At 71.9% G+C, this 24,251-nt stretch carries 22 protein-coding genes; 18 read left to right on the top strand and 4 right to left on the bottom strand.

Annotated elements, in window-relative coordinates:
* Window positions 1-97: 97 nt before the first annotated feature.
* Window positions 98-1,744: a hypothetical protein gene (locus ACZ6NC_RS12965; protein ID WP_465731928.1), complete on the bottom strand. Its 1,647-nt coding sequence runs from the start codon at window positions 1,742-1,744 to the stop codon at window positions 98-100.
* A 184-nt stretch (window positions 1,745-1,928) separates the two neighbouring features.
* On the opposite strand from ACZ6NC_RS12965, the gene ACZ6NC_RS12960 reads away from it, so the two are divergent.
* Window positions 1,929-2,396 (top strand): thiol-disulfide oxidoreductase DCC family protein, encoded by a 468-nt coding sequence (locus ACZ6NC_RS12960; RefSeq protein ID WP_465731926.1) that lies wholly within the window; start codon window positions 1,929-1,931, stop codon window positions 2,394-2,396.
* On the opposite strand, the gene ACZ6NC_RS12955 is transcribed toward ACZ6NC_RS12960, so the two are convergent.
* Window positions 2,393-4,453, bottom strand: coding sequence for an elongation factor G-like protein EF-G2 (locus tag ACZ6NC_RS12955; protein WP_465731925.1), 2,061 nt, complete (start codon window positions 4,451-4,453; stop codon window positions 2,393-2,395). The genes ACZ6NC_RS12960 and ACZ6NC_RS12955 overlap by 4 nt on opposite strands.
* Window positions 4,454-4,734: 281 nt before the next feature.
* Between ACZ6NC_RS12955 and pgsA the strand changes: the two genes are divergently transcribed.
* From pgsA to ACZ6NC_RS12875, 16 genes are all read left to right on the top strand, one after another.
* Complete coding sequence (pgsA, locus tag ACZ6NC_RS12950) at window positions 4,735-5,382, top strand: phosphatidylinositol phosphate synthase (protein WP_396321695.1); 648 nt, start codon at window positions 4,735-4,737, stop codon at window positions 5,380-5,382.
* A 17-nt stretch (window positions 5,383-5,399) separates the two neighbouring features.
* The gene (locus tag ACZ6NC_RS12945; RefSeq protein WP_465731924.1) at window positions 5,400-6,377 is read left to right on the top strand and encodes a phosphatidylinositol mannoside acyltransferase; all 978 of its coding nucleotides are present in this window, start codon (window positions 5,400-5,402) and stop codon (window positions 6,375-6,377) included.
* Between the two features lie 29 nt (window positions 6,378-6,406).
* Window positions 6,407-7,591 carry a glycosyltransferase family 4 protein gene (locus tag ACZ6NC_RS12940; protein WP_465731922.1) on the top strand — a complete coding sequence of 395 codons (1,185 nt, stop codon included), beginning with the start codon at window positions 6,407-6,409 and terminating at the stop codon, window positions 7,589-7,591.
* A gap of 85 nt (window positions 7,592-7,676) precedes the next feature.
* Window positions 7,677-8,042, top strand: coding sequence for a 5-carboxymethyl-2-hydroxymuconate Delta-isomerase (locus ACZ6NC_RS12935; RefSeq protein ID WP_465731920.1), 366 nt, complete (start codon window positions 7,677-7,679; stop codon window positions 8,040-8,042).
* Window positions 8,043-8,143: 101 nt separating this feature from the next.
* A complete protein-coding gene (locus ACZ6NC_RS12930; RefSeq protein WP_396321817.1) occupies window positions 8,144-8,644 on the top strand; it encodes a hypothetical protein in 501 nt (166 codons plus the stop codon).
* 208 nt (window positions 8,645-8,852) lie between these two features.
* Window positions 8,853-9,764 carry a pyridoxal 5'-phosphate synthase lyase subunit PdxS gene (pdxS, locus tag ACZ6NC_RS12925; RefSeq protein WP_063346811.1) on the top strand — a complete coding sequence of 304 codons (912 nt, stop codon included), beginning with the start codon at window positions 8,853-8,855 and terminating at the stop codon, window positions 9,762-9,764.
* A gap of 168 nt (window positions 9,765-9,932) precedes the next feature.
* Window positions 9,933-10,556, top strand: a complete 624-nt coding sequence (pdxT, locus tag ACZ6NC_RS12920; RefSeq protein ID WP_396321691.1) for a pyridoxal 5'-phosphate synthase glutaminase subunit PdxT — start codon at window positions 9,933-9,935, stop codon at window positions 10,554-10,556.
* Between the two features lie 123 nt (window positions 10,557-10,679).
* Window positions 10,680-11,438, top strand: a complete 759-nt coding sequence (locus ACZ6NC_RS12915) for a YebC/PmpR family DNA-binding transcriptional regulator (protein ID WP_209410139.1) — start codon at window positions 10,680-10,682, stop codon at window positions 11,436-11,438.
* Between the two features lie 131 nt (window positions 11,439-11,569).
* Entirely contained in the window at window positions 11,570-12,139 is a 570-nt protein-coding gene (gene ruvC, locus ACZ6NC_RS12910) for a crossover junction endodeoxyribonuclease RuvC (protein WP_465732123.1), read from the top strand.
* Window positions 12,136-12,747 carry a Holliday junction branch migration protein RuvA gene (ruvA, locus tag ACZ6NC_RS12905; protein WP_465731918.1) on the top strand — a complete coding sequence of 204 codons (612 nt, stop codon included), beginning with the start codon at window positions 12,136-12,138 and terminating at the stop codon, window positions 12,745-12,747. Before ruvC ends, ruvA begins: the two co-directional genes overlap by 4 nt.
* 82 nt (window positions 12,748-12,829) lie before the next feature.
* Window positions 12,830-13,921: a Holliday junction branch migration DNA helicase RuvB gene (gene ruvB, locus ACZ6NC_RS12900; RefSeq protein WP_465731916.1), complete on the top strand. Its 1,092-nt coding sequence runs from the start codon at window positions 12,830-12,832 to the stop codon at window positions 13,919-13,921.
* Window positions 13,922-14,168: 247 nt separating this feature from the next.
* The gene (yajC, locus tag ACZ6NC_RS12895) at window positions 14,169-14,576 is read left to right on the top strand and encodes a preprotein translocase subunit YajC (RefSeq protein ID WP_465731914.1); all 408 of its coding nucleotides are present in this window, start codon (window positions 14,169-14,171) and stop codon (window positions 14,574-14,576) included.
* 145 nt (window positions 14,577-14,721) lie between these two features.
* Window positions 14,722-16,563 carry a protein translocase subunit SecD gene (gene secD / locus ACZ6NC_RS12890; RefSeq protein ID WP_465731912.1) on the top strand — a complete coding sequence of 614 codons (1,842 nt, stop codon included), beginning with the start codon at window positions 14,722-14,724 and terminating at the stop codon, window positions 16,561-16,563.
* Between the two features lie 4 nt (window positions 16,564-16,567).
* On the top strand, window positions 16,568-17,674 hold the full coding sequence (gene secF, locus ACZ6NC_RS12885; RefSeq protein ID WP_465731911.1) for a protein translocase subunit SecF: 1,107 nt from the start codon (window positions 16,568-16,570) through the stop codon (window positions 17,672-17,674).
* A 26-nt stretch (window positions 17,675-17,700) separates the two neighbouring features.
* Window positions 17,701-18,252, top strand: coding sequence for an adenine phosphoribosyltransferase (locus tag ACZ6NC_RS12880; protein ID WP_465731909.1), 552 nt, complete (start codon window positions 17,701-17,703; stop codon window positions 18,250-18,252).
* A gap of 209 nt (window positions 18,253-18,461) precedes the next feature.
* Complete coding sequence (locus tag ACZ6NC_RS12875; protein ID WP_465731907.1) at window positions 18,462-20,894, top strand: RelA/SpoT family protein; 2,433 nt, start codon at window positions 18,462-18,464, stop codon at window positions 20,892-20,894.
* Window positions 20,895-20,963: 69 nt separating this feature from the next.
* On the opposite strand, the gene ACZ6NC_RS12870 is transcribed toward ACZ6NC_RS12875, so the two are convergent.
* Together ACZ6NC_RS12870 and ACZ6NC_RS12865 are read right to left on the bottom strand one after the other, a co-directional pair.
* Window positions 20,964-22,193 carry a DUF349 domain-containing protein gene (locus ACZ6NC_RS12870; protein ID WP_465731905.1) on the bottom strand — a complete coding sequence of 410 codons (1,230 nt, stop codon included), beginning with the start codon at window positions 22,191-22,193 and terminating at the stop codon, window positions 20,964-20,966.
* 262 nt (window positions 22,194-22,455) lie between these two features.
* Window positions 22,456-23,292 (bottom strand): peptidylprolyl isomerase, encoded by an 837-nt coding sequence (locus ACZ6NC_RS12865; RefSeq protein ID WP_465731903.1) that lies wholly within the window; start codon window positions 23,290-23,292, stop codon window positions 22,456-22,458.
* A 244-nt stretch (window positions 23,293-23,536) separates the two neighbouring features.
* Here ACZ6NC_RS12865 and ACZ6NC_RS12860 point away from each other — a divergent pair, with 244 nt between their 5' ends.
* Entirely contained in the window at window positions 23,537-24,244 is a 708-nt protein-coding gene (locus ACZ6NC_RS12860; RefSeq protein ID WP_465731901.1) for an MBL fold metallo-hydrolase, read from the top strand.
* Window positions 24,245-24,251: the final 7 nt, after the last annotated feature.

The following is a 24,251-nucleotide window of genomic DNA, read 5'->3' as shown; positions in this document are numbered from 1 at the left end:
TCCCCCCCCCCACCCCCCCCCCACACCCCACCCCCCCCACCCCGCCCCCCCCCCCCCCCCCCCCCCCCCCCCCCCCCCCTGCGCGTGGCGTGTGCGCTCAGCCGGCGTCCAGCTGGTCGACCTTGTACGGGCGGGTGCCCTGCACCTCGGACTTGATGATCGAGGCGCGGTTCTTGAAGAAGCGCTCGGTGTCGAGGTCGTGCTCCTCCAGGAACTCCAGCGTGGCCGCGTGGACGGCGCTGAGCACCGGGGCGGCGACGTTGAGCGCGTTGTCGGTCATCGACCGGGTGTTCCACGGCGGCGCGGCCCAGGCGTGCCGGAAGCCGAAGGGCTCGGGCAGGCCGAGGCCGCCGCCGAGCCAGGCGAGCAGGCCGGGGATCCGGTAGAAGGGCGCGCGGACGGCCTGGCGGACCACCTCGTCGTTGTCGATCAGGGGAAGCTTGACGGTCTGCTCCTCCCAGAACTTCACGGTCTTCGAGACCGTCTTCTCCTTGTCCTTGGGCTTGTCGAAGAAGAGGCCGTTGACCGGTCCGAGCGCGTAGCCGGCCACCGTGATGTTCATGGTGTGGGCGAGCAGGACGACGGTGACGGTGAAGGTGATGACCAGCTTGCCGTCGTGCGTCACGAACTGGGTGGCGAGGTAGTGCCGGGGGCCGCCGGGGAAGGTCTGCTTGTCGGCGATGGTCTGGATGGCGAACTCGCGCATCCGGTCGCCGTCCATGTCGGCGCCGCCCGGGCGGCTGATCTCGTCGGCGCCCTCGCCGACCTCCAGCACCACCCACTGCTTGACGGCGACGCCGGGGATCCCGCTGTTGGCGACGTCGCTGATGCCGAGGGCCTTGAGGTGGCCGGAGATCTTGCGGACGAGGTCCCAGGGGTGGAAGGCACGGTAGTCGTGGTGGCCGTCGGCCGGGCGCAGGTTGTCGACGAGACGCCACTCGCCCCAGCGCTTTCCGACGCCGAGGATGCCCTTGCGGCCGGCGTAGTGCTGGATGTTGGTCTCCTGCTCGGACTCCAGCCGGCCGAGCTTGGCGCGCAGGTCGGCGGCCTTCTTGTCCAGGTCGTCGCGGGGGACGGCCTTGGGGACGGTGGCGGCGACGGCGTTGCCCTCGACGAGGGCCTGCCAGCGGGCGCGCAGCTCCAGGGCGGAGCTGAGCACGATGCGCTTGGCGAGGTACCAGCCGACGATCGGGGCGAGCATGACCAGGCGCAGGTAGATGCCGAGCAGGCCGCCGGCGGGCGGTTTGATCGCGAGGAGCAGGGCGACGGCGGCCGCGGCGGCGAGGACGACGCCGCCGTAGACCGCGGCGTTCTTGGGGTTGTCCCGTTTCAGCCAGGCGCGGAGCTGGAAGGCGCCGAGCCAGAGCAGGGTGCCGGGCAGGAAGAGGACGCCGGTGACGACGGTGACGCTGGTGAGCCTGCGGTCGCGGACGGCCCGGAGGTCGTCCGCGGCGAGGCAGTGCTCGACGATCTGGCGGGTGTCGATGCCGAAGGACGGGACGAGCGGCTTGCGGTCGCCGCCGAGGGCACGCCCGATGACGGCGCGGCTGAAGGCCTCGCCGAGGTTGGGGCGGAAGAGCGCGAAGCGGCCCTTCTTCGCGGTGGCGTCGGTGACCGCCGCGACGAACTCGTGGACCTCGCCGTCACGGTAGGCGGCCGAGGAGAGCGCCTGGGTGACGGCGGTCTGCGGGCCGGCGTCCGTCCGGGGTATCTGCGCACCCGGGGTCATGTCGAGTGTGGTCACGGTGGCGTCCCCTCCTCCCCTTGTCAGCGGCAGGTTACCGTGCCCCGGTACCGGTGCGCGGATGATCGTCTGAAGTGCCGTCACGTTCGGGCCACGCGGGGCCTGTCGGGCATGATGCCCACCTTTGGGGGCCGTGACGCCCCCGGTGGCGGGCCAGGGGGGCGTAATGGGGCACGATGGGCGCATGGAGCGACCCGAGGGAGCTGCGGTGAAGGATCCGGTGCTGGTCTTCGACGGTGACTGCGCCTTCTGCACGACGTGCAAGGTATGGGCCGAGCGGTATCTGCGGCAGACGCTGGCGTCGGGGGGCTGGGAGGCGGTGCCGTTCCAGTTCGCGGACCTGGCGGAGCTGGACGCGCTGGCCGGCGGGCACGGCGAGGTGTCCTGGGAGCGGGCCGAGCGCGAGCTGCTCTGGGTGACGCCGGCGGGCCGGGTGTACGGCGGTTCGCAGGCGGTGGCGCGGCTGCTGATGCGTTCGGGCGGGGCGTGGGCGTACCTGGGCGGGCTGCTGGCGCTGGCGCCGGTGCGGCCGCTCGCGGGCGTGGTGTACCGGTGGGTGGCGAAGAACCGGCACCGGATGCCGGGCGGTACGCCGGCCTGCGCGCTGCCGCAGCGCCAGTCGGCCGAGCTCACTGGTCAAAGGCCGAGCTAGGACTTCTCCCCGGTGTGGCGGGCGGCGAGGGCGGCGGGCATGGGTTCGTGGCGCAGGTGGGCGCGGGAGAACTCGGCGGTGCCGTGGGTGAGTGAGCGCAGGTCGACGGGGTAGCGGACGAGTTCGAGCTCGGGGACCTCGGCGCGCAGCAGGGTGAGGGCGGGGCCGCCGGTCTCGGTGCCGAGGACGCGGCCGCGGCGGGCGGAGAGGTCGGTGAGGACGGCGCCGAGGTAGTCGTCGGGCAGCAGGACGCTGACGGCGGCGACGGGTTCGAGCAGCCGGATGACGGCGTGTTCGGCGGCGTCGCGCAGGGCGAGGGCGGCGGCGGTCTGGAAGGCCGAGTCGGAGGAGTCGACGGAGTGCGCCTTGCCGTCGGTGAGGGTGACCCGGACGTCGACGAGCGGGTAGCCGGTGGAGACGCCCTTGGCGAGCTGGGCGCGGATGCCCTTCTCGACGGAGGGGATGAAGTGCCGGGGGACGGCGCCGCCGACGACGTGTTCCTGGAATTCGAATCCGGCGCCGGCCGGGAGGGGTTCGACCTCCAGGTCGCAGATGGCGTACTGGCCGTGTCCGCCGGACTGCTTGACCAGTCGGCCGTGGCCGGCGGCGGCGGTGCCGAAGGTCTCGCGGAGGGCGACCTTGGGTTCGACGGTGTCGACGTGGACGCCGTGCCGGCCCCGAAGGCGGTCGAGGACGACCTCGGCGTGGGCCTCGCCGGTGCACCAGAGGACGAGTTGGTGGGTGTCGGGGTTCTGTTCCAGACGCAGGGCCGGGTCTTCGGCGACGAGCCGGGCGAGGGCCTGGGAGAGCTTGTCGTCGTCGGCCTTGCTGTGGGCCTCGATGGCGATCGGCAGCAGCGGTTCGGGCATGGTCCAGCCGTCGAGTTTCACCGGGTGGCCGGGTTCGTGGACGGTGTCGCCGGCGCGGGCGGTGGTGAGTTTGGCGGCGCAGACGAGGTCGCCGGCGACGGCGTGCGGGACGGGGCGCTGGAGTTTGCCGAAGGGGCTGGTGAGGCCGGTGACGCGTTCGTCGCCGTCCTGGTCGCCGGGGTGGTCGGGGCCGGTGAGGTGGATCCGGGTGTCGGGGCGCAGGGTGCCGGCATAGATGCGCAGCAGGCTGATCCGGCCGACGTAGGCGTCGCCGGTGACGCGGACGACCTGGGCGGCGAGGGGGGCTTCGGGGTCGCACTCGGGGCCGGGGCGGGTGCGTTCGGTGGGGTCGGGGAACGCGGTGGTGATGAGGTCGAGGAGTTCGGTGGCGCCAAGGCCGGTGTCGTTGGTGGGGACGGCGGGGTGGAGGGTGCACGCGAGGATTTCGCGGCGCAGGCCGGCTTCGAGGGCGTCGGTGTCGAGGGGTTCGCCGGCGAGGTAGCGCTCCATGAGGGTGTCGTCCTGGCCGGAGATGGCTTCGACGAGGCTGTCGCGGGCGGGGCCGGTGTCGGGGAGCGGGTCGGCCTGGCCGTAGGTGTGTCCGGTGAGCAGGTCGACGCTGCCGTCGGGGTGGCCGTCGTGCCGGACGGGGAGGAAGAGCGGGCGCAGGGTGTCCGGTCCGAGGCCGAAGGCGTCGTGGCAGGTGGCGAGGATCTCGTCGAAGCCGCTGCGGGCGATGTCGAGTTTGGCGACGGCGATGGCGCGCGGGATGCCTTCGGCGGCGCACTCGCGCCAGAGTGCGCGGGTGGGGGCGGTGACGGGGTCGGTGGCGGAGACGACGAAGACGGCGCCGTCGGCGGCATGCAGGGCGGCGCGCAGGTCGGCGGTGAAGTCGGGGTGGCCGGGTGGGTCGAGCAGGTTGACCTTGATGCCGTGCCATTCGAGGGGGAGTACGGAGAGCTGGACGGAGCGCTGCTGCCGGTGCTCGATCTCCTCGTGGTCGGAGACGGTGTTGCCGTCGGTGACGCGGCCGGCGCGGTTGACGGCGCCGGCGGCGAGGGCGAGGGATTCGGCGAGGGTGGTCTTGCCCACGCCGCTGCAGCCGATGAGGACGACGTTGCGCAGGTGGCCTGGGCCGGTGACGACGGTGGGCGCCTGGCCGGCTCGTGCGGTGCTGCGGTCGGGCATCGGGGTCTCCTCCCGTCGCGCCGAGGCTGTCGTTGAAAGTCTAGGTGCGGGTCCGACGATTCGCGCCGCATGCGCGCGGCGTCCCGGTGACCGTGCGCGCATGTCCGTGCGCGGGGCGTGGCGGGCGGGCGGGGCGTGGGGGCGGGCGGGCGGTGCGGTGCGCCGGAGGGTGTCGTCGGCGTGGCTACGATGGGTGCGCCGGGTGGGCTGATCCGTCCGGCCGTCTGCCGCGCACTCTGCCGCAGGCGGGTACCAGGGAGATCGGAGCGGTCGGGAAGGCCATGCTCAACAAATACGCGCGTGCCTTCTTCACACGTGTCCTGACCCCGTTCGCCGCGTTCCTGATCCGGCTGGGTGTGAGCCCGGACGCCGTGACGCTGATCGGTACCGCCGGTTCGGTGGCCGGTGCGCTGGTGTTCTTCCCGCGCGGGGAGTTCTTCTGGGGCACCATCACGATCACGCTGTTCATCTTCTCGGACCTGGTGGACGGGAACATGGCCCGGCAGCTGGGCCGGACCAGCAAGTGGGGGGCGTTCCTGGACTCCACGCTGGACCGGGTGGCGGATTCGGCGATCTTCGGCGGCCTGGCGATGTGGTACGCGGGCAAGGGCGACAACAATCTGCTCTGCGCGGTGGCGATCTTCTCCCTGGCGAGCGGTCTGGTGGTGTCGTACACCAAGGCCCGCGCGGAGAGCCAGGGGCTGCCGTGTGACGTGTCGGGGCTGGTGGAGCGGGCCGAGCGGCTGGTGATCAGCCTGGTCGGGGCCGGTATCGCGGGTCTGCACACGTTCGGTGTGCCGTACGTGGAGTGGCTGCTGCCGGTGGCGCTGTGGCTGGTGGCGGCGGGCAGCCTGGTGACGGTGTTCCAGCGGATGCTGACGGTGCGCCGGGAGGCGTTCGAGGCCGACCGAGTGGCGGCCGGGAGCTGAAGGGGAACGGGCCTGCGGTGAAGGACCGACTGGTGTACTCGGCGTACGCGCTGGGCTGGGCGGCGTTGAAGCACCTGCCCGAGCCGGCCGCGCGCGGCCTGTTCGACAGGCTTGCCGATTTCGCGTGGCGCAAGCGCGGCAAGCGGGTGCTGCAGCTGGAGGCCAATCTGCTGCGGGTGCGCCCGGGGCTGGACGAGGCCGGGCTGCGGGAGCTGTCGCGGGCCGGGATGCGCTCGTACATGCGGTACTGGATGGAGTCCTTCCGGCTGCCGGTGTGGAGCCGGCAGCGGGTGGGCCGGGATGTGCAGGTCGAGGGCTTCGAGCAGCTGCGGGAGGCGATGGAGTCCGGGCGCGGCGCTGTGATAGCGCTGCCGCACATGGGCAACTGGGACCTCGCGGGCGCCTGGGTGGCGCTGGAGGGGTACCCGTTCACGACGGTCGCCGAGCGGCTGAAGCCGGAGAAGCTGTTCGACCGGTTCGTGGCGTTCCGGGAGAGCCTGGGCATGGAGGTGCTCGCGCTGACCGGCGGCGGGGCCAATGTGATCGGCACGCTGGCCCGGCGGCTGCGCGAGGGGCGGCTGGTCTGCCTGGTCGGCGACCGGGATCTCTCGGAGGCCGGCATAGGGGTGTCCTTCTTCGGCGAGGCGACCAGGATGCCGGCCGGCCCGGCGGCGCTCTGCCAGCGGACCGGGGCGGCGTTGCTGCCGGTGTCGCTCTGGTACGACGGCCCGGTGATGCGGGCGCGGATCCACCCCGAGGTGCCCGTGCCGGCGGAGGGGGACCGCCAGGAGAAGACCCAGCTGATGGTGCAGGCGATGGCGGAGGTCTGGGAGCAGGCGATCCGCGAGCACCCCGAGGACTGGCACATGCTGCAGCGCTTCTGGCTGGCCGACCTTCCGGTCCGTGCGACGGTGGAGGCGCCCGCGGCAGGCCAGGTCGTCCAGCCCGTCGCGGAGCCGGCCGGCGAGCCCGCCGCCGAGGCCTCCGGGCCCTGACGGCGAACCTAGAGGAACACGAGGAATCAGTGAAGATCGGCATCGTCTGCCCGTACGACTGGGACGTCCCCGGCGGGGTGCAGTTCCACATCCGGGACCTGGCCGAGCACCTGATCGGCCTCGGCCACGAGGTGTCGGTGCTGGCGCCCGCCGAGGACGACGAGGCGCTGCCGCCGTACGTGGTCTCGGCCGGGCGGTCGGTGGCCGTTCCGTACAACGGGTCGGTGGCGCGGCTGAGCTTCGGCCCGCTGTCCGCGGCCCGGGTGCGGCGGTGGCTGCACGACGGCGCGTTCGACATCCTGCACGTCCACGAGCCGGTCGCGCCGAGCCTGTCGATACTGGCTGCCTGGTCGGCGACCGGGCCGATGGTCGGCACCTTCCACACCTCCAACCCGCGGTCGCGCTTCATGATCGCGGCTTCGCCGATCCTGCAGCCGGGCCTGGAGAAGATCCGGGCCCGGATCGCGGTGAGCGAGTACGCCCGGCGCACCCTGGTCGAGCACCTGGGCGGGGACCCGGTGGTGATCCCCAACGGCGTGGACGTCGGCTTCTTCGCCGAGGCCGAGCCGGACCCGCGCTGGACGGGCGGCGTGGCTGCGGGCGAGCCCGGCACGATCGGGTTCGTCGGGCGGATCAACGAGCCGCGCAAGGGCCTGCCGACGCTGCTGGCCGCCCTGCCGAGGATCCTGGCCGAGCGGCCGGGCGTGCGGCTGCTGGTGGCCGGCAAGGGCGACGAGGAGGAGGCGGTCGCCGGGCTGGCACCGGAGGTCCGCAAGCAGGTGGAGTTCCTCGGCATGGTCAGCGACCGGGAGAAGGCCCGGCTGCTGAGCAGCGTCGACCTGTACGTGGCGCCGAACACCGGTGGCGAGAGCTTCGGGATCATCCTGGTCGAGGCGATGTCGGCGGGCGCCCCGGTGCTGGCCAGCGACCTGGACGCGTTCAAGCAGGTGCTGGACGGCGGGGACGCGGGCGAGATGTTCCCGGTCGAGGACGCGGACGCGCTGGCCAGGTCGGCGCTGCGGCTGCTGGGGGACCCGGGCCGGCTGGAGGAGCTGAGCAAGGCGGCGTCCCGGTACGTGCGGCGGTTCGACTGGTCGACGGTCGCCGCGGACATCCTGGCGGTGTACGAGACGGTGGCGGCGGGTGCGGCGGCCGTGGTGGAGGAGGACGAGCGCGGCGGCCGGCGCGGCCGGTTCGGGCTGACCCGGGACTGATTTCGAGGGCACGGGAAGCAACCGCGGGCCGCGGTGGTTGGGGTCTGCCGGACCGTACTGATCACCGTGACCCCTGGAGGTACCGATGCCGCAGATCTCCGTCGACTACTCGCCCGAGCTGGCCGGCGCGTTCGACCGCCGTGAGCTGGGCCTGGCCATCAACCGGCTCGCCGTGAAGACCATCAACGCGAGCCCGGAGGCGTGCAAGACCGTCTTCCGCGAGGTGCAGGGCTTCGTGGTGGGCGAGAGCGAGGGCCCGGACGCCCAGGTGTACGTGGAGTTCCAGATCTTCCCCGGGCGCACCGCGGAGGCCAAGGCGGCGCTCAGTGACGCCGTGCTGGCGCTGCTGGCGGAGCGGATCGTGCCGGCGGCCGGCACGCGGCTGTTCACGGCGGTGAACATCTCGGACATCGACCGGGACAGCTACCGCAGCGCGACCGTCGGCGGCTGAGCCGCGGCCACCCGGTGGCGCGGCCGGGCCGCGGGCACCCGGTAGCGTAGCGCCCCGTGACTACCTGGATCTGGGCCGGCGTGGCCGTGGTGCTGTTCGGCATGTACCTGAGTTGGACGGCCGGCCGGCTGGACCGGTTGCACGCCCGGATCGACGCCGCCCGTGCGGCGCTGGACGCGCAACTGGTCCGCCGGGCGTCGGTCGCGATCGAGCTGGCCACCTCCTCGCTGCTGGACCCGGCGGCCTCGCTGCTGCTGCTGGACGCCGCGCACGTGGCCCGGCAGGCCGACGACGAGCAGCGCGAGGTGGCGGAGAGCCAGCTCAGCATGGCGCTGCGGGCGGTGCTGGCCGAGCCGGAGCAGGTCGCCGTGCTGGTGGCCGAGCCGGGCGGTGAGGAGGCGGTGAAGGAGCTCACTGCGGCGGTGCGCCGGGTGCCGATGGCCCGGCGGTTCCACAACGACGCGGTGCGGGCGGCCCGGGCGGTGCGGGAGCACCGGCTGGTGCGCTACTTCCGGCTGGCCGGAAGGGCGCCGTTCCCGATGGCGTTCGAGATGGACGACGCGCCGCCGCCGGCGCTGACCCCCGAGGGCGCTCCGGCCTGAGCCGGGCGGCGCACGGCCTGTTTTCGGTGTGCGAACGGTCTGTGCCGGGCCCCGGGCCGGTTCTCCCACGGGGTGCGGCGGGACGGTCCGGATCCGGCCTGTTTGTCGTATCCCGTCGGCCCGCCTGGACTTGATGGCGCATGGAGAGACCGTTTCTTCCGCCTACCATAGGGCGATAGCACTGGTTCATCTTCGAGTGAGGTCTCACGTGTCCACCACCCCCACCACCGCAGACCAGCCGCAGATCGGTACCGCCCGGGTGAAGCGCGGCATGGCCGAGCAGCTCAAGGGCGGTGTGATCATGGACGTGGTCAACGCCGAGCAGGCCAAGATCGCCGAGGACGCCGGCGCTGTCGCCGTCATGGCGCTGGAGCGGGTTCCGGCCGACATCCGCAAGGACGGCGGCGTCGCGCGCATGTCGGACCCGAACATGATCGAGGAGATCATCGAGGCGGTCTCGATCCCGGTCATGGCGAAGTCCCGGATCGGCCACTTCGTCGAGGCCCAGGTCCTGCAGTCGCTCGGTGTCGACTACATCGACGAGTCCGAGGTGCTGACCCCGGCCGACGAGGTCAACCACTCCGACAAGTGGGCGTTCACCACCCCCTTCGTCTGTGGCGCCACCAACCTGGGCGAGGCCCTGCGCCGCATCGCCGAGGGCGCGGCCATGATCCGCTCCAAGGGCGAGGCCGGCACCGGCAACGTGGTCGAGGCCGTCCGCCACCTGCGCCAGATCAAGAACGAGATCGCCAAGCTGCGCGGCTTCGACAACAACGAGCTGTACGCCGCCGCCAAGGAGCTGCGCGCCCCGTACGAGCTGGTCAAGGAGGTCGCCGAGCTCGGCAAGCTGCCGGTCGTGCTGTTCTCCGCCGGTGGTGTGGCCACCCCGGCCGACGCCGCGCTGATGCGCCAGCTGGGCGCCGAGGGCGTCTTCGTCGGCTCCGGCATCTTCAAGTCGGGCGACCCGGCCAAGCGTGCCGCCGCGATCGTCAAGGCCACCACCTTCTTCGACGACCCGAAGATCATCGCGGACGCCTCCCGCAACCTGGGCGAGGCCATGGTCGGCATCAACTGCGACACCCTGCCCGAGACCGAGCGCTACGCCAACCGCGGCTGGTAGTCCCGTCCGCGTCCGGTGTCGGCCCGCCGCAGCGCCTCGGCGCACGGCGGGCCGCGCCGCGCCGGGGCCCGGACGACGACGGCCCGAGGAAAGCGATCGCCCGGAGCAGCGCAACGCCCGCCCGGGGCAGCGATCACACGAAGTACCGATCGAAGAAGGTTTGAGACCGTGAGCACTCCAGTCATCGGCGTCCTCGCCCTGCAGGGCGACGTCCGCGAGCACCTGGTCGCGCTGGCCGAGGCCGACGCGCTGGCCCGCCCGGTGCGCCGCGTCGAGGAGCTGGCCGAGGTCGACGCGCTGGTGATCCCCGGCGGGGAGTCCACCACCATGTCCAAGCTGGCGCTGCTGTTCGGCGTGATGGACCCGCTGCGCGAGCGGGTCGCCGCCGGCATGCCGGTGTACGGCACTTGCGCGGGCATGATCATGCTGGCCGACAAGATCCTGGACGGCCGCGACGACCAGGAGACGGTCGGCGGCATCGACATGACGGTGCGCCGCAACGCCTTCGGCCGCCAGAACGAGTCCTTCGAGTCCGGTATCGCCTTCGAGGGCCTCGGCGACGCGCCGGTGCACGGCGTGTTCATCCGCGCCCCCTGGGTCGAGGCGGTCGGCGCGGGCGTCGAGGTGCTGGCCGAGCTGCCGGCCGCCGACGGCCCGGAGAGCCGGATCGTCGCCGTCCGCCAGGGCAACCTGCTGGCCACCTCGTTCCACCCCGAACTGACCGGCGACCACCGGGTGCACGGCTACTTCGTGCGGATGGTCGAGGAGCACCTGGCCGCGGCCGCGCGGTAGCGGCCCGTCAGCACCGCGCGGTAGCGCCTCGCCGCCGCACGCTGACCGTGTGCGGTCCACCGGTTGCGGCACCGGTAAGATCTCTTCTGTTCATTTCCCTTTGGCGACGAAAAGGAGCTGGCGATGTCCGGCCACTCTAAGTGGGCTACCACCAAGCACAAGAAGGCCGTGATCGACGCCAAGCGCGGCAAGCTCTTCGCCAAGATGATCAAGAACATCGAGGTGGCGGCGCGCACCGGAGGCGGCGACCCGGCCGGCAACCCGACCCTCTACGACGCCATCCAGAAGGCGAAGAAGAGCTCGGTCCCGATCGACAACATCAACCGCGCCGTCAAGCGCGGCTCGGGCGCCGAGGCCGGCGGGGCCGACTACTCGACGATCATGTACGAGGGCTACGGCCCGAACGGTGTCGCGGTGCTCATCGAGTGCCTCACCGACAACCGCAACCGTGCCGCCTCGGACGTGCGCGTCGCGATGACCCGCAACGGCGGCTCGATGGCCGACCCGGGCTCGGTCTCGTACCTGTTCAACCGCAAGGGCGTCGTGATCGTCCCCAAGGCCGACGGCGTGGACGAGGACAAGCTCTTCGAGGTCGTCCTCGACCAGGAGCCCGAGGAGATCAACGACCTCGGCGAGTCCTTCGAGATCGTCTCCGAGGCCTCCAAGATGGTCGACGTCCGCACCGCCCTGGTGGACGCCGGCATCGACTACGACTCGGCCGAGGCCAACTTCCTCCCGAGCATGCAGGTCGAGCTGGACGTCGACGGCGCCCGCAAGATCCTGAAGCTGATCGACGCCCTCGAGGACAGCGACGACGTGCAGAACGTCTTCGCCAACTTCGACATCAGCGACGAGGTCGGTGCGCAGCTCGACGCCGAGTGATCGTTCTCACTGCCCGGCCCGGTGGTCCCTGGGACCACCGGGCCGGTGTCGTCGGTGGGTCTGTCGTACCCGGGCGGTAGCCTTCGCAGGTCGATCGGCAGGTGGCGAATCACGGAGAGGCGGGGCGCGACGTGCGGGTACTGGGTGTGGACCCGGGTCTGACCAGGTGCGGGATCGGCGTGGTGGACGGTGCGCCGGGCCGGCCGCTGAAGATGGTCGGGGTCGGGGTGGTGCGCACCCCCGCCGACGCGGAGATCGGGCCGCGGCTGCTCCTGGTCGAGCAGGGCATCGAGAGCTGGCTCGACAAGCACCGGCCGGACCTCGTCGCCGTCGAGCGGGTCTTCGCCCAGCACAACGTCCGCACCGTGATGGGCACCGCCCAGGCCAGCGCGGTCGCGATGCTGTGCGCCACCCGGCGTGGCATCCCCGTCACCCTGCACACCCCCAGCGAGGTCAAGGCCGCCGTCACCGGCTCAGGCCGGGCCGACAAGGCCCAGGTCACCGCCATGGTGCAGCGGCTGCTGCGGCTGGACGCCCCGCCCAAGCCGGCCGACGCCGCCGACGCGCTGGCGCTGGCCATCTGCCACATCTGGCGCGGTGGCGCGACGGACCGGATCGCCGCGGCCGTGGCCAAGGCGGCACCCGCCCGTGCGTCCGCCCGTCCGTCCTCCTACCGAGCCCCCCGAGGAGCCGCCCGATGATCGCCTTCGTCCAGGGCCCGGTGGCCGCCATCTCCGCCGGCACCGTCGTCGTCGAGGTCGGCGGTGTCGGGATGGCCGTCCAGTGCACCCCGAACACCGCGGCCGGCCTGCGGCTCGGCGAGCCCGCCCGGCTGGCCACCTCGCTCGTCGTCCGGGAGGACTCGCTCACCCTGTACGGCTTCGCCGACGACGACGAGCGGGCGGTGTTCGAGATCCTCCAGGCCGCGCCCGGGGTCGGCCCGCGCCTCGCCCAAGCGATGCTCGGGGTGCACAGCCCGGACGAGCTGCGGGCCGCCGTCGCCACGGGGAACGAGAAGGCGCTGATCGCCGTCCCCGGTATCGGCAAGGCCAAGGCCGCCAAGCTGCTGCTGGAGTACAAGGACAAGCTGGGCGCCCCGCACGGCAGTGTCCCCGCCCAGAAGCCGATCGCGGCCGGCCCGGCGCCGTGGGGCGATCAGCTGCACGCCGCCCTGGTCGGCCTCGGCTATGCGCCGCGCGAGGCGGACGAGGCGGTCAGCGCCGTCACCCCGGAGGCCGAGGCGCAGACCGTGACCGATGTCGGCGCCCTGCTCAAGGCGGCCCTGCGGACGCTCAACCGGGCCCGCTGAGCACCTCTTTACCGATCTGACCACCTGTCATCTTGTCGACATTGGAGCCCGCAGCAGTGAGCGGACGAAGTGAGGAGGGGGCATGACCTCGTACGACCCCGACCCGGCCGACCGGCTGGTCACGGCCGCCGCCGACGGCGAGGACCAGGCGGTCGAGGCGGCGCTGCGCCCCAAGCAGCTGGACGAGTTCATCGGCCAGGAGCGGGTCCGCGAGCAGCTGTCACTGGTGCTCCAGGCGGCCCGCAAGCGCGGCACCGCGCCCGACCACGTGCTGCTCAGCGGCCCGCCCGGGCTCGGCAAGACCACCCTCTCGATGATCATCGCGGCCGAGCTGGGCGCCCCGATCCGGATCACCTCCGGCCCGGCGATCCAGCACGCGGGGGACTTGGCGGCGATCCTCTCCTCGCTCACCGAGGGCGAGGTGCTCTTCCTCGACGAGATCCACCGCATGTCCCGGCCCGCCGAGGAGATGCTCTACATGGCGATGGAGGACTTCCGGGTCGACGTGATCGTCGGCAAGGGCCCGGGCGCCACGGCCATCCCGCTGGAGCTGCCGCCGTTCACCCTGGTCGGCGCGACCACCCGGGCCGGCCTGCTGCCGCCGCCGCTGCGCGACCGCTTCGGCTTCACCGGCCACATGGAGTTCTACGCGCCCGCCGAGCTCCAGCGGGTGGTGCACCGCTCGGCCGCGCTGCTGGACGTCGAGATCGACCCGGCCGGCGCGGCCGAGATCGCGGGGCGATCCCGCGGCACGCCCCGGATCGCCAACCGGCTGCTGCGCCGGGTCCGCGACTACGCGCAGGTCCGGCACGACGGCGTGGTCACGCCGGAGATCGCCGCCCAGGCGCTGGCTGTCTACGAGGTGGACGCCCGCGGGCTGGACCGGCTGGACCGCGCGGTGCTGGACGCGCTGCTGCGGCTGTTCGGGGGCGGCCCGGTCGGCCTGTCGACCCTGGCGGTCGCGGTGGGGGAGGAGGCGGAGACGGTCGAGGAGGTCGCCGAGCCCTTCCTGGTCCGTGAGGGCCTGCTCGCCCGCACCCCGCGTGGCCGGATCGCCACCGCCGCCGCCTGGCAGCACCTCGGCCTGACTCCGCCGCTCCAGACCCCTCCGGTCCAGGCCACGCGGGGCGTACTGCCGGCCCAGTCGGAGCTTTTCCGGGCCGACGAGGGCTGAACGGGTGACACCGGGACGATAGGGGCGTACCCGGGCCCGGCGCAGGTCCGCGGGGAGAAGCCGGGGGAGAAGCCCGGGGAAACTGTGCAGGCCGAGGCTCGCCACTTTCGGCGGCAGGATGCGATGCTTGGCGTTGTCCGATCAGTTCGGGGTCGCCTAGACTCCGCCGGACCGCCCCTCTCACCTGACGGGCCGACCAATACCACACAGGCCGCCGGCCGGCGGCCCGTAAAGGACCCTGGCTGCAGTGAACCTCATCATCCTTCTCCTCCCGATCATCGCGATCGTGCTCATGTTCCGGTCGCAGAAGAAGCGCCAGTCGCAGATGCAGCAGATGCAGACGGCGCTGGAGCCCGGGGCGGGAGTGCGTACCATCGGCGGCCTGTACGCCCAGGTGAAGGCGGTGAACGACGAGACCGTCGAGCTCGAGCTCGCGCCCGGCGTGGTCTCCCACTTCACCAAGAGCGCGATCGCGGCGGTCCTGGATCCGGCGGAGTACGACGCGATCATCAACGGTCGCCCGGCCGACGACGAGCTTCCCGAGCCGGAGGCCGAGGACGCCGACGCCGAGCCGGCCGACGAGAAGCCGCTGACGCTCACCAAGGACGGCGCCGACAAGGGCGAGGCCGAGGGCGGGGCTCCCGCGAGCAAGTAGTACGGCCGGGCACCCGCCCGGTCGCGCGGCGCAGGCCGCGAGTCCACAGGATCTCAGGGCCGCAGATCCGCCACGCCCCCGTCCAGCCACGAGCCGGACGGGGGTCCGGTAGGGGAGGTGGCATGGACAGGGAGAAACGAGCAAGGTGGCAACACCCAAGTCGCGCCCGCGCGACGGTTACCCGGGGCGGGCGCTGGCCCTCATCCTGGTGGTCACCGTCGGACTGGTCGCCCTCATGTTCGGGACGGGCAACACCAAGCCCCGCCTGGGGATCGACCTCGCAGGCGGCACCAGTATCACGCTGAGCGCGAAGTCGACCGATCCCAAGGCGATCAACAAGTCCAACATGGACATCGCCACCGGGATCATCGAGCAGCGGGTCAACGGGATGGGTGTCTCCGAGGCGGAGGTCCAGACCCAGGGCGACCGGAACATCATCGTCAACATCCCCAAGGGCGGTGACAAGCAGAACGCGGCCGACCAGGTCGGCACCACCGCGAAGCTGTACTTCCGCCCGGTCCTCGCCCTCGCCCCGACCGGCGTCCAGGCGCAGACCCCGAGCGCGGCCCCCTCGGCGAGCGGCAGTGCCGCCCCGGGCGCGAGCCCCTCGGCGTCGGCCTCCGCCTCGGCAGGTGCCACGCCCGCCGCGACCGGCAGCGCCAGCCCCGCGAAGAGCGGCAGCGCCAGCCCCACCAAGCAGGGCCGCGCGGTCGGTGAGGCCCTCGCCGCCGACGCCACCCCGTCCGCGGCCGCCACCGGCAGCGCGAGCGCCGCCCCGAGCGCCGCCGCCTCCGGTTCGCCCGCCGCGACCCCGAGCGCCGCCGCCACCGCCCCGGCCACGCCGGACCTCTCCGCCGCGATGACGCAGGGCACCGTGCCGCCGGAGCTGGCCGCCCAGTTCGCCGCCCTGGACTGCTCCAAGCCCGAGCAGCGCCAGAACCTGCAGAAGGCCGAGGAGCAGCCGACCGTCGCCTGCACCCAGAAGGCCGAGGACGGCATCTTCTACAAGCTGGCCCTCGGTCCGGTCGCGGTGAAGGGCGCCGACGTCTCCAAGGCGCAGGCCAGCATCGACACCCAGCAGGGCGCCGGCTGGCAGGTCCAGCTGCAGTTCAACGGCGCCGGCACCGACGCCTTCACCAAGATCACCGGCGCGCTGGCCACCCAGGCCACCCCGAACAACCAGTTCGCCATCGTGCTGGACGGCCAGGTCGTCTCCCACCCGTACGTGCGCGGCGCCATCCCCGGCGGCTCGGGCGTGATCTCGGGCAACTTCACCCAGGCCGAGGCGCAGAACCTCGCCAACGTGCTGAGCTTCGGCGCCCTGCCGCTGGAGTTCACCACGGACGACGTCACCACCGTCTCCCCGCAGCTCGGCGGCGACCAGCTGCAGGCCGGTCTGATCGCCGGCGCCATCGGCATGCTGCTGGTGGTCCTCTACTCGATGGTGTACTACCGCGGTCTCGGCCTGGTCTCCATCGCCGGTCTGATCGTCTCGGCGATCCTGACCTACTCGATCATGAGCCTGCTCGGCGCGGGGATCGGCTTCGCGCTGAACCTGCCGGCCGTCTGCGGCGCGATCGTCGCGATCGGTATCACCGCGGACTCCTTCATCGTGTACTTCGAGCGCATCCGCGACGAGGTCCGTGAGGGCGCCCCGCTGCGCCCGGCGGTCCAGCGGGCCTGGCCGCGTGCCCGGCGCACCATCCTGGTGTCGGACTTCGTGTCCTTCCTCTGTGCCGCGGTGCTCTACCTGGTCTCGGTCGGCAAGGTGCAGGGCTTCGCGTTCACGCTGGGCCTGACCACCGCGCTCGACGTCGTCGTGATCTTCCTCTTCACCAAGCCGCTGATCACGCTGCTGGCCCGCCGGAAGTTCTTCTCCGACGGCCACCCGTGGTCCGGTCTGGACCCGAAGCGCCTGGGCGCCCGCCCGCCGCTTCGCAGCACCCGTCGCCGTACCCCCTCGTCCACCGCCGTGAAGGGGGCCTGACACCGTGTCACGCTTCTCCAATCTGGGCCACCGGCTCTACCAGGGCGAGGTCAGCTTCGACTTCGTCGGTCGCCGCAAGCTCTGGTACAGCATCTCCGGCGTGATCGTGCTGGTCGCGGCGGTCGGCCTGGCCCTGGGCCTGAAACTCGGCATCGAGTTCAAGGGCGGTTCGGTCTACACCGTCTCCAAGCCGGGGCTGAGCATCTCGCAGACGCAGGAGGCAGTGGACAAGATCGTCCACTCGCACCCGCTGGTGCAGTCCGTGGACGACGGCAAGAAGTTCCGCATCCAGGTCTCCTCCGAGGAGAACGTCAGCTCGTCGGTCTTCACCGACAAGCTGTCCAAGGAGCTCGGCGTTCCGCTCCAGGAGATCGACACCCAGGTGATCGGTCCCAGCTGGGGTGAGCAGATCTCCAGCAAGGCCCTCACCGGCCTGATCATCTTCATGGTCCTGGTGACGGTCTACCTGGCGATCGCCTTCGAGTGGCGGATGGCGGTGGCGGCCCTGGTCGCCCTCATCCACGACCTCCTGATCACCATCGGGGTCTACGCCCTGGTGGGCTTCGAGGTCACCCCCGGTACGGTGATCGGCTTCCTGACCATCCTCGGGTACTCGCTCTACGACACGGTCGTCGTCTTCGACACCGTGAAGGAGAACGCCAAGGGGCTCACCAAGCAGAACAAGCTCACCTACAGCGATGCGGCCAACGCGGGCCTCAACCAGACCCTGGTGCGCTCGCTCAACACCACGGTGGTCGCCCTGCTCCCGGTGGCGGCGCTGCTGTTCATCGGTGGCGGCATCCTGGGCGCCGGCACGCTGAACGACATCTCGCTCGCGCTGTTCATCGGCCTCGCCGCCGGTGCCTACTCCTCGATCTGCGTCGCCACCCCGCTGCTGGCGCAGCTCAAGGAGGAGCAGCCGGAGATGAAGGCGCTGGCCAAGCGGGTCGCCCAGCGGCGCGCCGCGGACGCCAAGGCCGCGGCCGAGGGCCAGGACGGAACGCCGGAGGGCGAGGAGTTCGCCGACAGCGACCTGCCGGCGGGTATGGTCGGTCAGCGCGGCCGGGCGGCCGGTGCCCGTGCCAAGGGCCGTCCGTCCACCAAGCGCTGAACTCCGACCGACCGTAAGGACTCAAGGTGACCACCGCCGACACCGCACTGGCCGAGCTGCTGAACAGCCGGATCCGGGACGTCCCGGACTACCCGAAGCCGGGTGTGCTGTTCAAGGACATCGCGCCGCTGCTCGCCGACGCCGAGGCCTTCGCGGCCCTCACCCGGGCGCTGGCGGAGCGGGCGACGGCCCTCGGTGCGACCAAGGTGGTGGGCCTGGAGGCGCGCGGCTTCGTGCTGGCGGCCCCGGCGGCCTTCGCGGCCGGGCTCGGCTTCGTGCCGATCCGCAAGCAGGGCAAGCTGCCCGGCGAGGTGTTCCGCCGCTCGTACGAGCTGGAGTACGGCCAGGCGACGCTGGAGGTGCAGTGCGACGCCTTCGCGCCCGGTGAGCGGGTGCTGGTGGTGGACGACGTGCTGGCCACCGGCGGGACCATCGGTGCCTCGCTGGACCTGGTGAAGGAGGCCGGCGCCGAGCTGGTGGGCGTCGTGGTGCTGATGGAGCTGGGCTTCCTGGACGGCCGCGAGCGGCTCTCCGGGCACCTGGGCGCCGCCCCGCTGGAGACGCTGGTCACGGTCTGAGAGGCGGTCCGGGAAGCGGACCGAGGAACGGGCCCGGGGCGGCGGTCGGATCATCCGGCCGCCGCCCTTCGCGTGTCCGGAGCGTGTCCGGGGCCGGGCGGCTGAACACCGGAGCGCCCGGCTCGGTACCATGAAGATTCATCCCCTCCCGGTTGTCCGTGTTGGTGGCAGCCGTACGGGGGGTCGGCCCGGTGCCCCGAGGAGTGTCCTTGCCCGACGAGGTTGTGCCCACGGCCGCAGCGGCCGCCCCCGAAGACCGTCCCACGCCCTCGGGGGCCACCCCGGCACGTCCGGCGCCGACCTCCTCGCGTCCGGTGGCTCCCGCGAGCCGCCCGTCCTCCTCCGGCGGCATGCGCGCCCGCCTGGCCCGCCTCGGCGGCCAGCGCTCCAGCGTGCTCAACCCCGTCCTGGAGCCGCTGTTCCGCTCGATCCGGGCCAACGACCCCAAGGCCGACCCGGCGCTGCTGCGGGACATCGAGAAGGCGTACGCGGTCGCCGAGAAGTGGCACCGCGGGCAGAAGCGCAAGAGCGGCGACCCGTACATCACCCACCCGCTCGCGGTCGCGACCATCCTGGCCGAGCTCGGCATGGACGCCGCGACCCTGATGGCCGGGCTGCTCCACGACACCGTCGAGGACACCGACTACGGCCTGGAGACCCTGCGCAAGGACTTCGGCGACTCGGTGGCCCTGCTGGTCGACGGCGTCACCAAGCTGGACCGGGTCAAGTTCGGCGAGGCCGCGCAGGCCGAGACCGTCCGCAAGATGGTCGTCGCGATGGCCAAGGACCCGCGCGTCCTGGTGATCAAGCTGGCCGACCGCCTGCACAACATGCGCACCATGCGCTACCTCAAGCGGGAGAAGCAGGAGAAGAAGGCCCGCGAGACGCTGGAGATCTATGCCCCGCTGGCGCACCGGCTGGGGATGAACACCATCAAGTGGGAGCTGGAGGACCTCGCCTTCGCGATCCTCTACCCCAAGATGTACGACGAGATCGTCCGCCTGGTCGCCGAGCGCGCGCCCAAGCGGGACGAGTACCTGGCGACCGTCATCGACCAGGTCCAGGGCGACCTGCGCGGCGCCCGGATCACCGCGTCCGTCACCGGCCGGCCGAAGCACTACTACTCGGTCTACCAGAAGATGATCGTCCGGGGCCGGGACTTCGCCGAGATCTACGACCTGGTGGGCATCCGGGTCCTGGTCGACACCGTCCGCGACTGCTACGCGGCGCTGGGCACCATCCACGCGCGGTGGAACCCGGTGCCGGGGCGGTTCAAGGACTACATCGCGATGCCCAAGTTCAACATGTACCAGTCGCTGCACACGACGGTGATCGGCCCCGGCGGCAAGCCCGTCGAACTGCAGATCCGCACCTTCGACATGCACCGCCGGGCCGAGTACGGCATCGCCGCGCACTGGAAGTACAAGCAGCGCGCGGTGGCCGGCGCCTCCAAGGTCCGCACCGACACCCCCACCCAGGCCCGCAAGGACGACAAGGCCGGCGCCGTCAACGAGATGGCCTGGCTGCGGCAGCTGCTGGACTGGCAGAAGGAGACCGAGGACCCGAGCGAGTTCCTGGAGTCCCTGCGCTTCGACCTCTCCAACAACGAGGTCTTCGTCTTCACGCCCAAGGGCGACGTGATAGCGCTGCCGGCCGGCGCCACCCCGGTGGACTTCGCCTTCGCCGTCCACACCGAGGTCGGGTACCGCTGCATAGGGGCCCGGGTCAACGGGCGGCTGGTGCCGCTGGAGTCGACCCTGGAGAACGGCGACAGCGTCGAGGTCTTCACCTCCAAGGCGGAGAACGCCGGCCCCTCCCGGGACTGGCTGGGCTTCGTCAAGTCCCCGCGCGCCCGCAACAAGATCCGCGCCTGGTTCTCCAAGGAGCGCCGCGAGGAGGCGATCGAGCACGGCAAGGAGGCCATCGCCCGGGCGATGCGCAAGCAGGGCCTGCCGATCCAGCGGATCCTGACCGGCGACTCGCTGGTCACCCTGGCCCACGAGATGCGCTACCCCGACATCTCCTCGCTGTACGCGGCGATCGGCGAGGGCCACGTCGCCGCGCAGAACATCGTGCAGAAGCTGGTGCAGGCGCTCGGCGGCGAGGAGGGTGCCACCGAGGACCTCGCCGAGACGGCCACCCCGACCCACGACACCCGCCGGGCGGTGCGCCGCCGGGCCAAGGGTGACCCTGGTGTCATCGTCAAGGGCGTCGAGGACGTCTGGGTCAAGCTGTCGCGCTGCTGCACGCCGGTGCCGGGCGACCCGATCGTCGGCTTCGTCACCCGCGGCAACGGCGTCTCGGTGCACCGCGCCGACTGCGTCAACGTGGAGGCGCTCAGCCAGCAGCCCGAGCGGATGATCGACGTCGAGTGGGCGGCCACCCAGTCGTCCGTCTTCCTGGTGGCCATCCAGGTCGAGGCGCTGGACCGGTCCCGGCTGCTCTCGGACGTCACCCGGGTCCTCTCCGACCAGCACGTCAACATCCTGTCGGCGGCGGTGCAGACCTCCCGCGACCGGGTGGCGATGAGCCGCTTCACCTTCGAGATGGGCGACCCGAAGCACCTCGGGCACGTGCTCAAGGCGGTCCGCGGCGTCGAGGGCGTCTACGACGTCTACCGGGTCACCTCGGCCCGCAAGTAGCGGACGGCAGGACACGAGGAAGGGCCCCGGGTTCGCCCGGGGCCCTTCCTCGTGTCCTGCGGCGCGGACTCAGCCGCTGAACTCCTCCTGGCTCTTGTGCGCCTGCTCCAGCAGGGTCTGCACACCGGCCAGCTCGGACTCCAGCTTGGCGACGCGGCTCGCGTTGCCGGCCGCGCGGGCCTTGTCCAGGTCGGCCTGGATCTTCTCGGCCTTGGCCTCGAAGAGGCCGACCATGCCGGCGGCGCGGGCCTTGGCCTCCGGGTTGGAGCGCTTCCACTCGGCGTCCTCGGACTCGCGGATCGCCCGCTCGACCGCGTTCAGCCGGCCGTCCAGCTTCGGCCGGACGTCGCGCGGCACGTGCCCGATCGCCTCCCAGCGCTCGTTGATCTCGCGCAGCGCGGCCTTGGCGGCCTTGAGGTCGGTGATCGGCAGGATCGTCTCGGCCTCGGCCGCCAGCGCCTCCTTGAGCTTCTGGTTGGCGACCTGCTCGGCGTCGCGCTCGCTGAACACGGCGGACCGGGCCTGGAAGAAGACGTCCTGGGCGCCGCGGAACCGCGCCCACAGCTCGTCCTCGATGTCGCGCTGGGCGCGCCCGGCGGCCTTCCAGCGCGCCATCAGGTCGCGGTAGCGGGCCGCGGTGTCGCCCCACTCGGTGGACGAGGAGAGCGCCTCCGCCTCGGTGACCAGCTGCTCCTTGACCGCCCGGGCCTGGTCGCGCTCGGCGTCCAGGGTGGCGAAGTGGGCCTTGCGGTGCTTGGAGAAGACCGAGCGGGCGTGCGAGAAGCGGTGCCACAGCTCGTCGTCGCTCTTGCGGTCCAGCCGCGGCAGGCCCTTCCAGGTGTCCACCAGGGCACGCAGCCGGTCGCCGGCCTCCCGCCACTGGGTCGACTCGGCGAGCCGCTCGGCCTCGGCGACCAGCTCCTCCTTGGCCGTCCGGGTCTCGTCCTGGGCCTTGGCGCGGGCCGCCTTGCGCTGCTCGCGGCGGCTCTCGATCTCACCGGCGAGCGTGTCCAGCCGCTTGGCCAGCGCGTCCAGGTCGCCGACCGCGTGCCCCTCGGCCACCTGCGCGCGCAGGTGCTCCAGCGCCGTCTGGGCGTCCTTGGCGGCCAGGTCGGTGGTGCGCACCCGCTTCTCCAGCAGGCCGATCTCCACCTCGATGCCCTGGTACTTGCGCTCGAAGTAGGCGAGAGCCTCCTCGGGCGAGCCGGCCTGCCAGGAACCCACGACGCGTTCGCCGTCGGCCGTCCTGACGTAGACCGTGCCCTGCTCGTCGACACGGCCCCACGGGTCGCTGCTCATAGCGCGTCCTCCACATGACGTCGCGCCCGCGCCGGGGCGGTACGCGTACGTCGTCCACAGTTGATGTGCGGCGGACCGATGAGTCCGCCGTCCCGTCCGCCGTGTCTTGCTGCCGAGGGTGACGGCCGGCGGGTCTGGGCACCCTACACAACGCCAACATAGGCGACCAGGCCCGGTGCTGTCCGCATCCGGGCCGGGCGATTTCGGGCCGGGGCCGCGCTCGCACGCCTCCCGGGCGTGCGCGGTGCGGCCCCGGTACGGATCAACCCTTCGCGGTGGTCACCGAGTTGAGGGTGATGTCGGCCATCGGGTGGCCGTCCGCCCCGCCCTCCAGGGTGCCCGCGGCGGCGATCTTCTGAAGCACGTCCAGACCACCGGTGATCTTGCCGAACGGGGTGTAGTTCGGGTCCAGCTTGGTGTCCTTGTAGACCAGGAAGAACTGGCTGCCGTTGGTGCCCGGGCCCGAGTTGGCCATCGCCACCGTGCCCGCCGGGTAGGTCGCGCCGGTCAGGTTCTCGTCGGCGAACTTGTAGCCCGGGCCGCCGGTGCCGCCCGGGGCGGTGGCGCTGGCCGTCGGGTCGCCGCACTGCAGCACGAAGATGCCGCCCGTGGTCAGCCGGTGGCACTTGGTGTGGTCGAAGAACTGCTGGCCCGAGAGGAAGGCGAAGGAGTTGACCGTGTGCGGCGCCTTGGCCGCGTCCAGGGTGAGCGTCACCTTGCCGCAGTTGGTGTCCAGCGTCGACGTGTAGGTGCCGCTGGCGTCGATGCTCATCGCCGGCTCGGTCTGCCACTGCTTGCCGTTCGGCGCGCCCGGCGCCGGGTCCGTGCAGCCCTCGACCGGCTTGCGGGTCGGGGTGGTGGGCTCCCCGGTGGCGGTCGGCGCGGCCTGCGCGGTGGAGGAGGAGTCCTTCTTGTCCTCGGAGTCGAACGCACCCGTGCCCACCAGTGCGCCGCCGCCCGCCAGCACCACCACGGCGAGCGAGGCCCCGAGGATGGTGTTGCGGCGCTTGCGCACGGCGTGGGCCTCGGCCCGGCGCTGCGCCTGGCGCTCGTACTTCTCGCGGGCGAGCTGCCGCCGCCGCTGTTCGCTGGTGACCACAGGCCGTGTCTCCTACATATGCGCTGGACTTGTGTACGGATGCTGGAGCGGATCATCGCATCCATCGATGGCCAAGTGTAGGTACCGCGGCGGTAAGAACGCGGTGAACCTGTCAGGACGAAGTGGGCCTGTCACCCTTATCTGGTTCGCAACCGGACCCGGACCGCCGGTAGGCTGCGCTTACACCACCTCGTGTAGCCGCATCCCGTAGCCGCCACTGCCGACCGAATCACGAAGGACGCGCGTGTTCATCGCCGGATTCCCCGCTGGAGCCTGGGGCACCAACTGCTACCTGGTCGCTCCGGCGCCGGGCGAGGAGTGCGTCATCGTCGACCCCGGCCACCAGGCCGCCCGCGGCGTCGACGAGCTGATCCGCGAGCACCGGCTCAAGCCCGTCGCGGTCGTGCTCACCCACGGCCACATCGACCACATCGCCTCGGTCGTCCCGGTCTGCGGCGCCAAGGGCGTCCCGGCCTGGATCCACCCCGAGGACCGCTACATGATGGCCGACCCGGAGAAGGCGCTCGGCCGCTCGCTCGGCACCCAGCTGATGGGCGAGCTCACCGTCGGCGAGCCCGACGACGTGCGCGAGCTCACCGACGGCAGCGTGCTGGACCTGGCCGGCCTGAAGCTCACCGTCGACCACGCGCCCGGCCATACCAAGGGGTCGGTGACGTTCCGGACGCCCGGCGCCGAGGATCTTCCCCCGGTGCTCTTCTCGGGCGACCTGCTCTTCGCCGGCTCCATCGGGCGTACGGACCTCCCGGGCGGGGACGGCGACGCGATCATGCAGTCGCTGGCCCGGGTGTGCCTGCCCCTCGACGACGCGACCGTGGTCCTCTCCGGCCACGGCGGACAGACCACCATCGGCCGTGAGCGCGCCACCAACCCCTACCTCAGGCAGGCGGCGGGAGCGCTCGGCGCTCCGGCCTTCCCGCGACGAGGAATGTGACGGAAGA

This window comes from Kitasatospora sp. NPDC041988, from assembly GCF_055588525.1.
This window is presented reverse-complemented; position numbering and strand designations above follow the sequence as displayed.

What these genes read in the sequence shown, in the direction of transcription:
- ACZ6NC_RS12960 (WP_465731926.1), top strand. Translation starts at nt 1,929, where the DNA reads ATGGAGCGACCCGAGGGAGCTGCGGTGAAGGATCCGGTGCTGGTCTTC.
- ACZ6NC_RS12955 (WP_465731925.1), bottom strand. Translation starts at nt 4,453, where the DNA reads ATGCCCGACCGCAGCACCGCACGAGCCGGCCAGGCGCCCACCGTCGTC.
- pgsA (WP_396321695.1), top strand. Translation starts at nt 4,735, where the DNA reads ATGCTCAACAAATACGCGCGTGCCTTCTTCACACGTGTCCTGACCCCG.
- ACZ6NC_RS12935 (WP_465731920.1), top strand. Translation starts at nt 7,677, where the DNA reads ATGCCGCAGATCTCCGTCGACTACTCGCCCGAGCTGGCCGGCGCGTTC.
- ACZ6NC_RS12930 (WP_396321817.1), top strand. Translation starts at nt 8,144, where the DNA reads ATGTACCTGAGTTGGACGGCCGGCCGGCTGGACCGGTTGCACGCCCGG.
- ACZ6NC_RS12915 (WP_209410139.1), top strand. Translation starts at nt 10,680, where the DNA reads ATGTCCGGCCACTCTAAGTGGGCTACCACCAAGCACAAGAAGGCCGTG.
- ruvA (WP_465731918.1), top strand. Translation starts at nt 12,136, where the DNA reads ATGATCGCCTTCGTCCAGGGCCCGGTGGCCGCCATCTCCGCCGGCACC.
- ruvB (WP_465731916.1), top strand. Translation starts at nt 12,830, where the DNA reads ATGACCTCGTACGACCCCGACCCGGCCGACCGGCTGGTCACGGCCGCC.
- ACZ6NC_RS12870 (WP_465731905.1), bottom strand. Translation starts at nt 22,193, where the DNA reads ATGAGCAGCGACCCGTGGGGCCGTGTCGACGAGCAGGGCACGGTCTAC.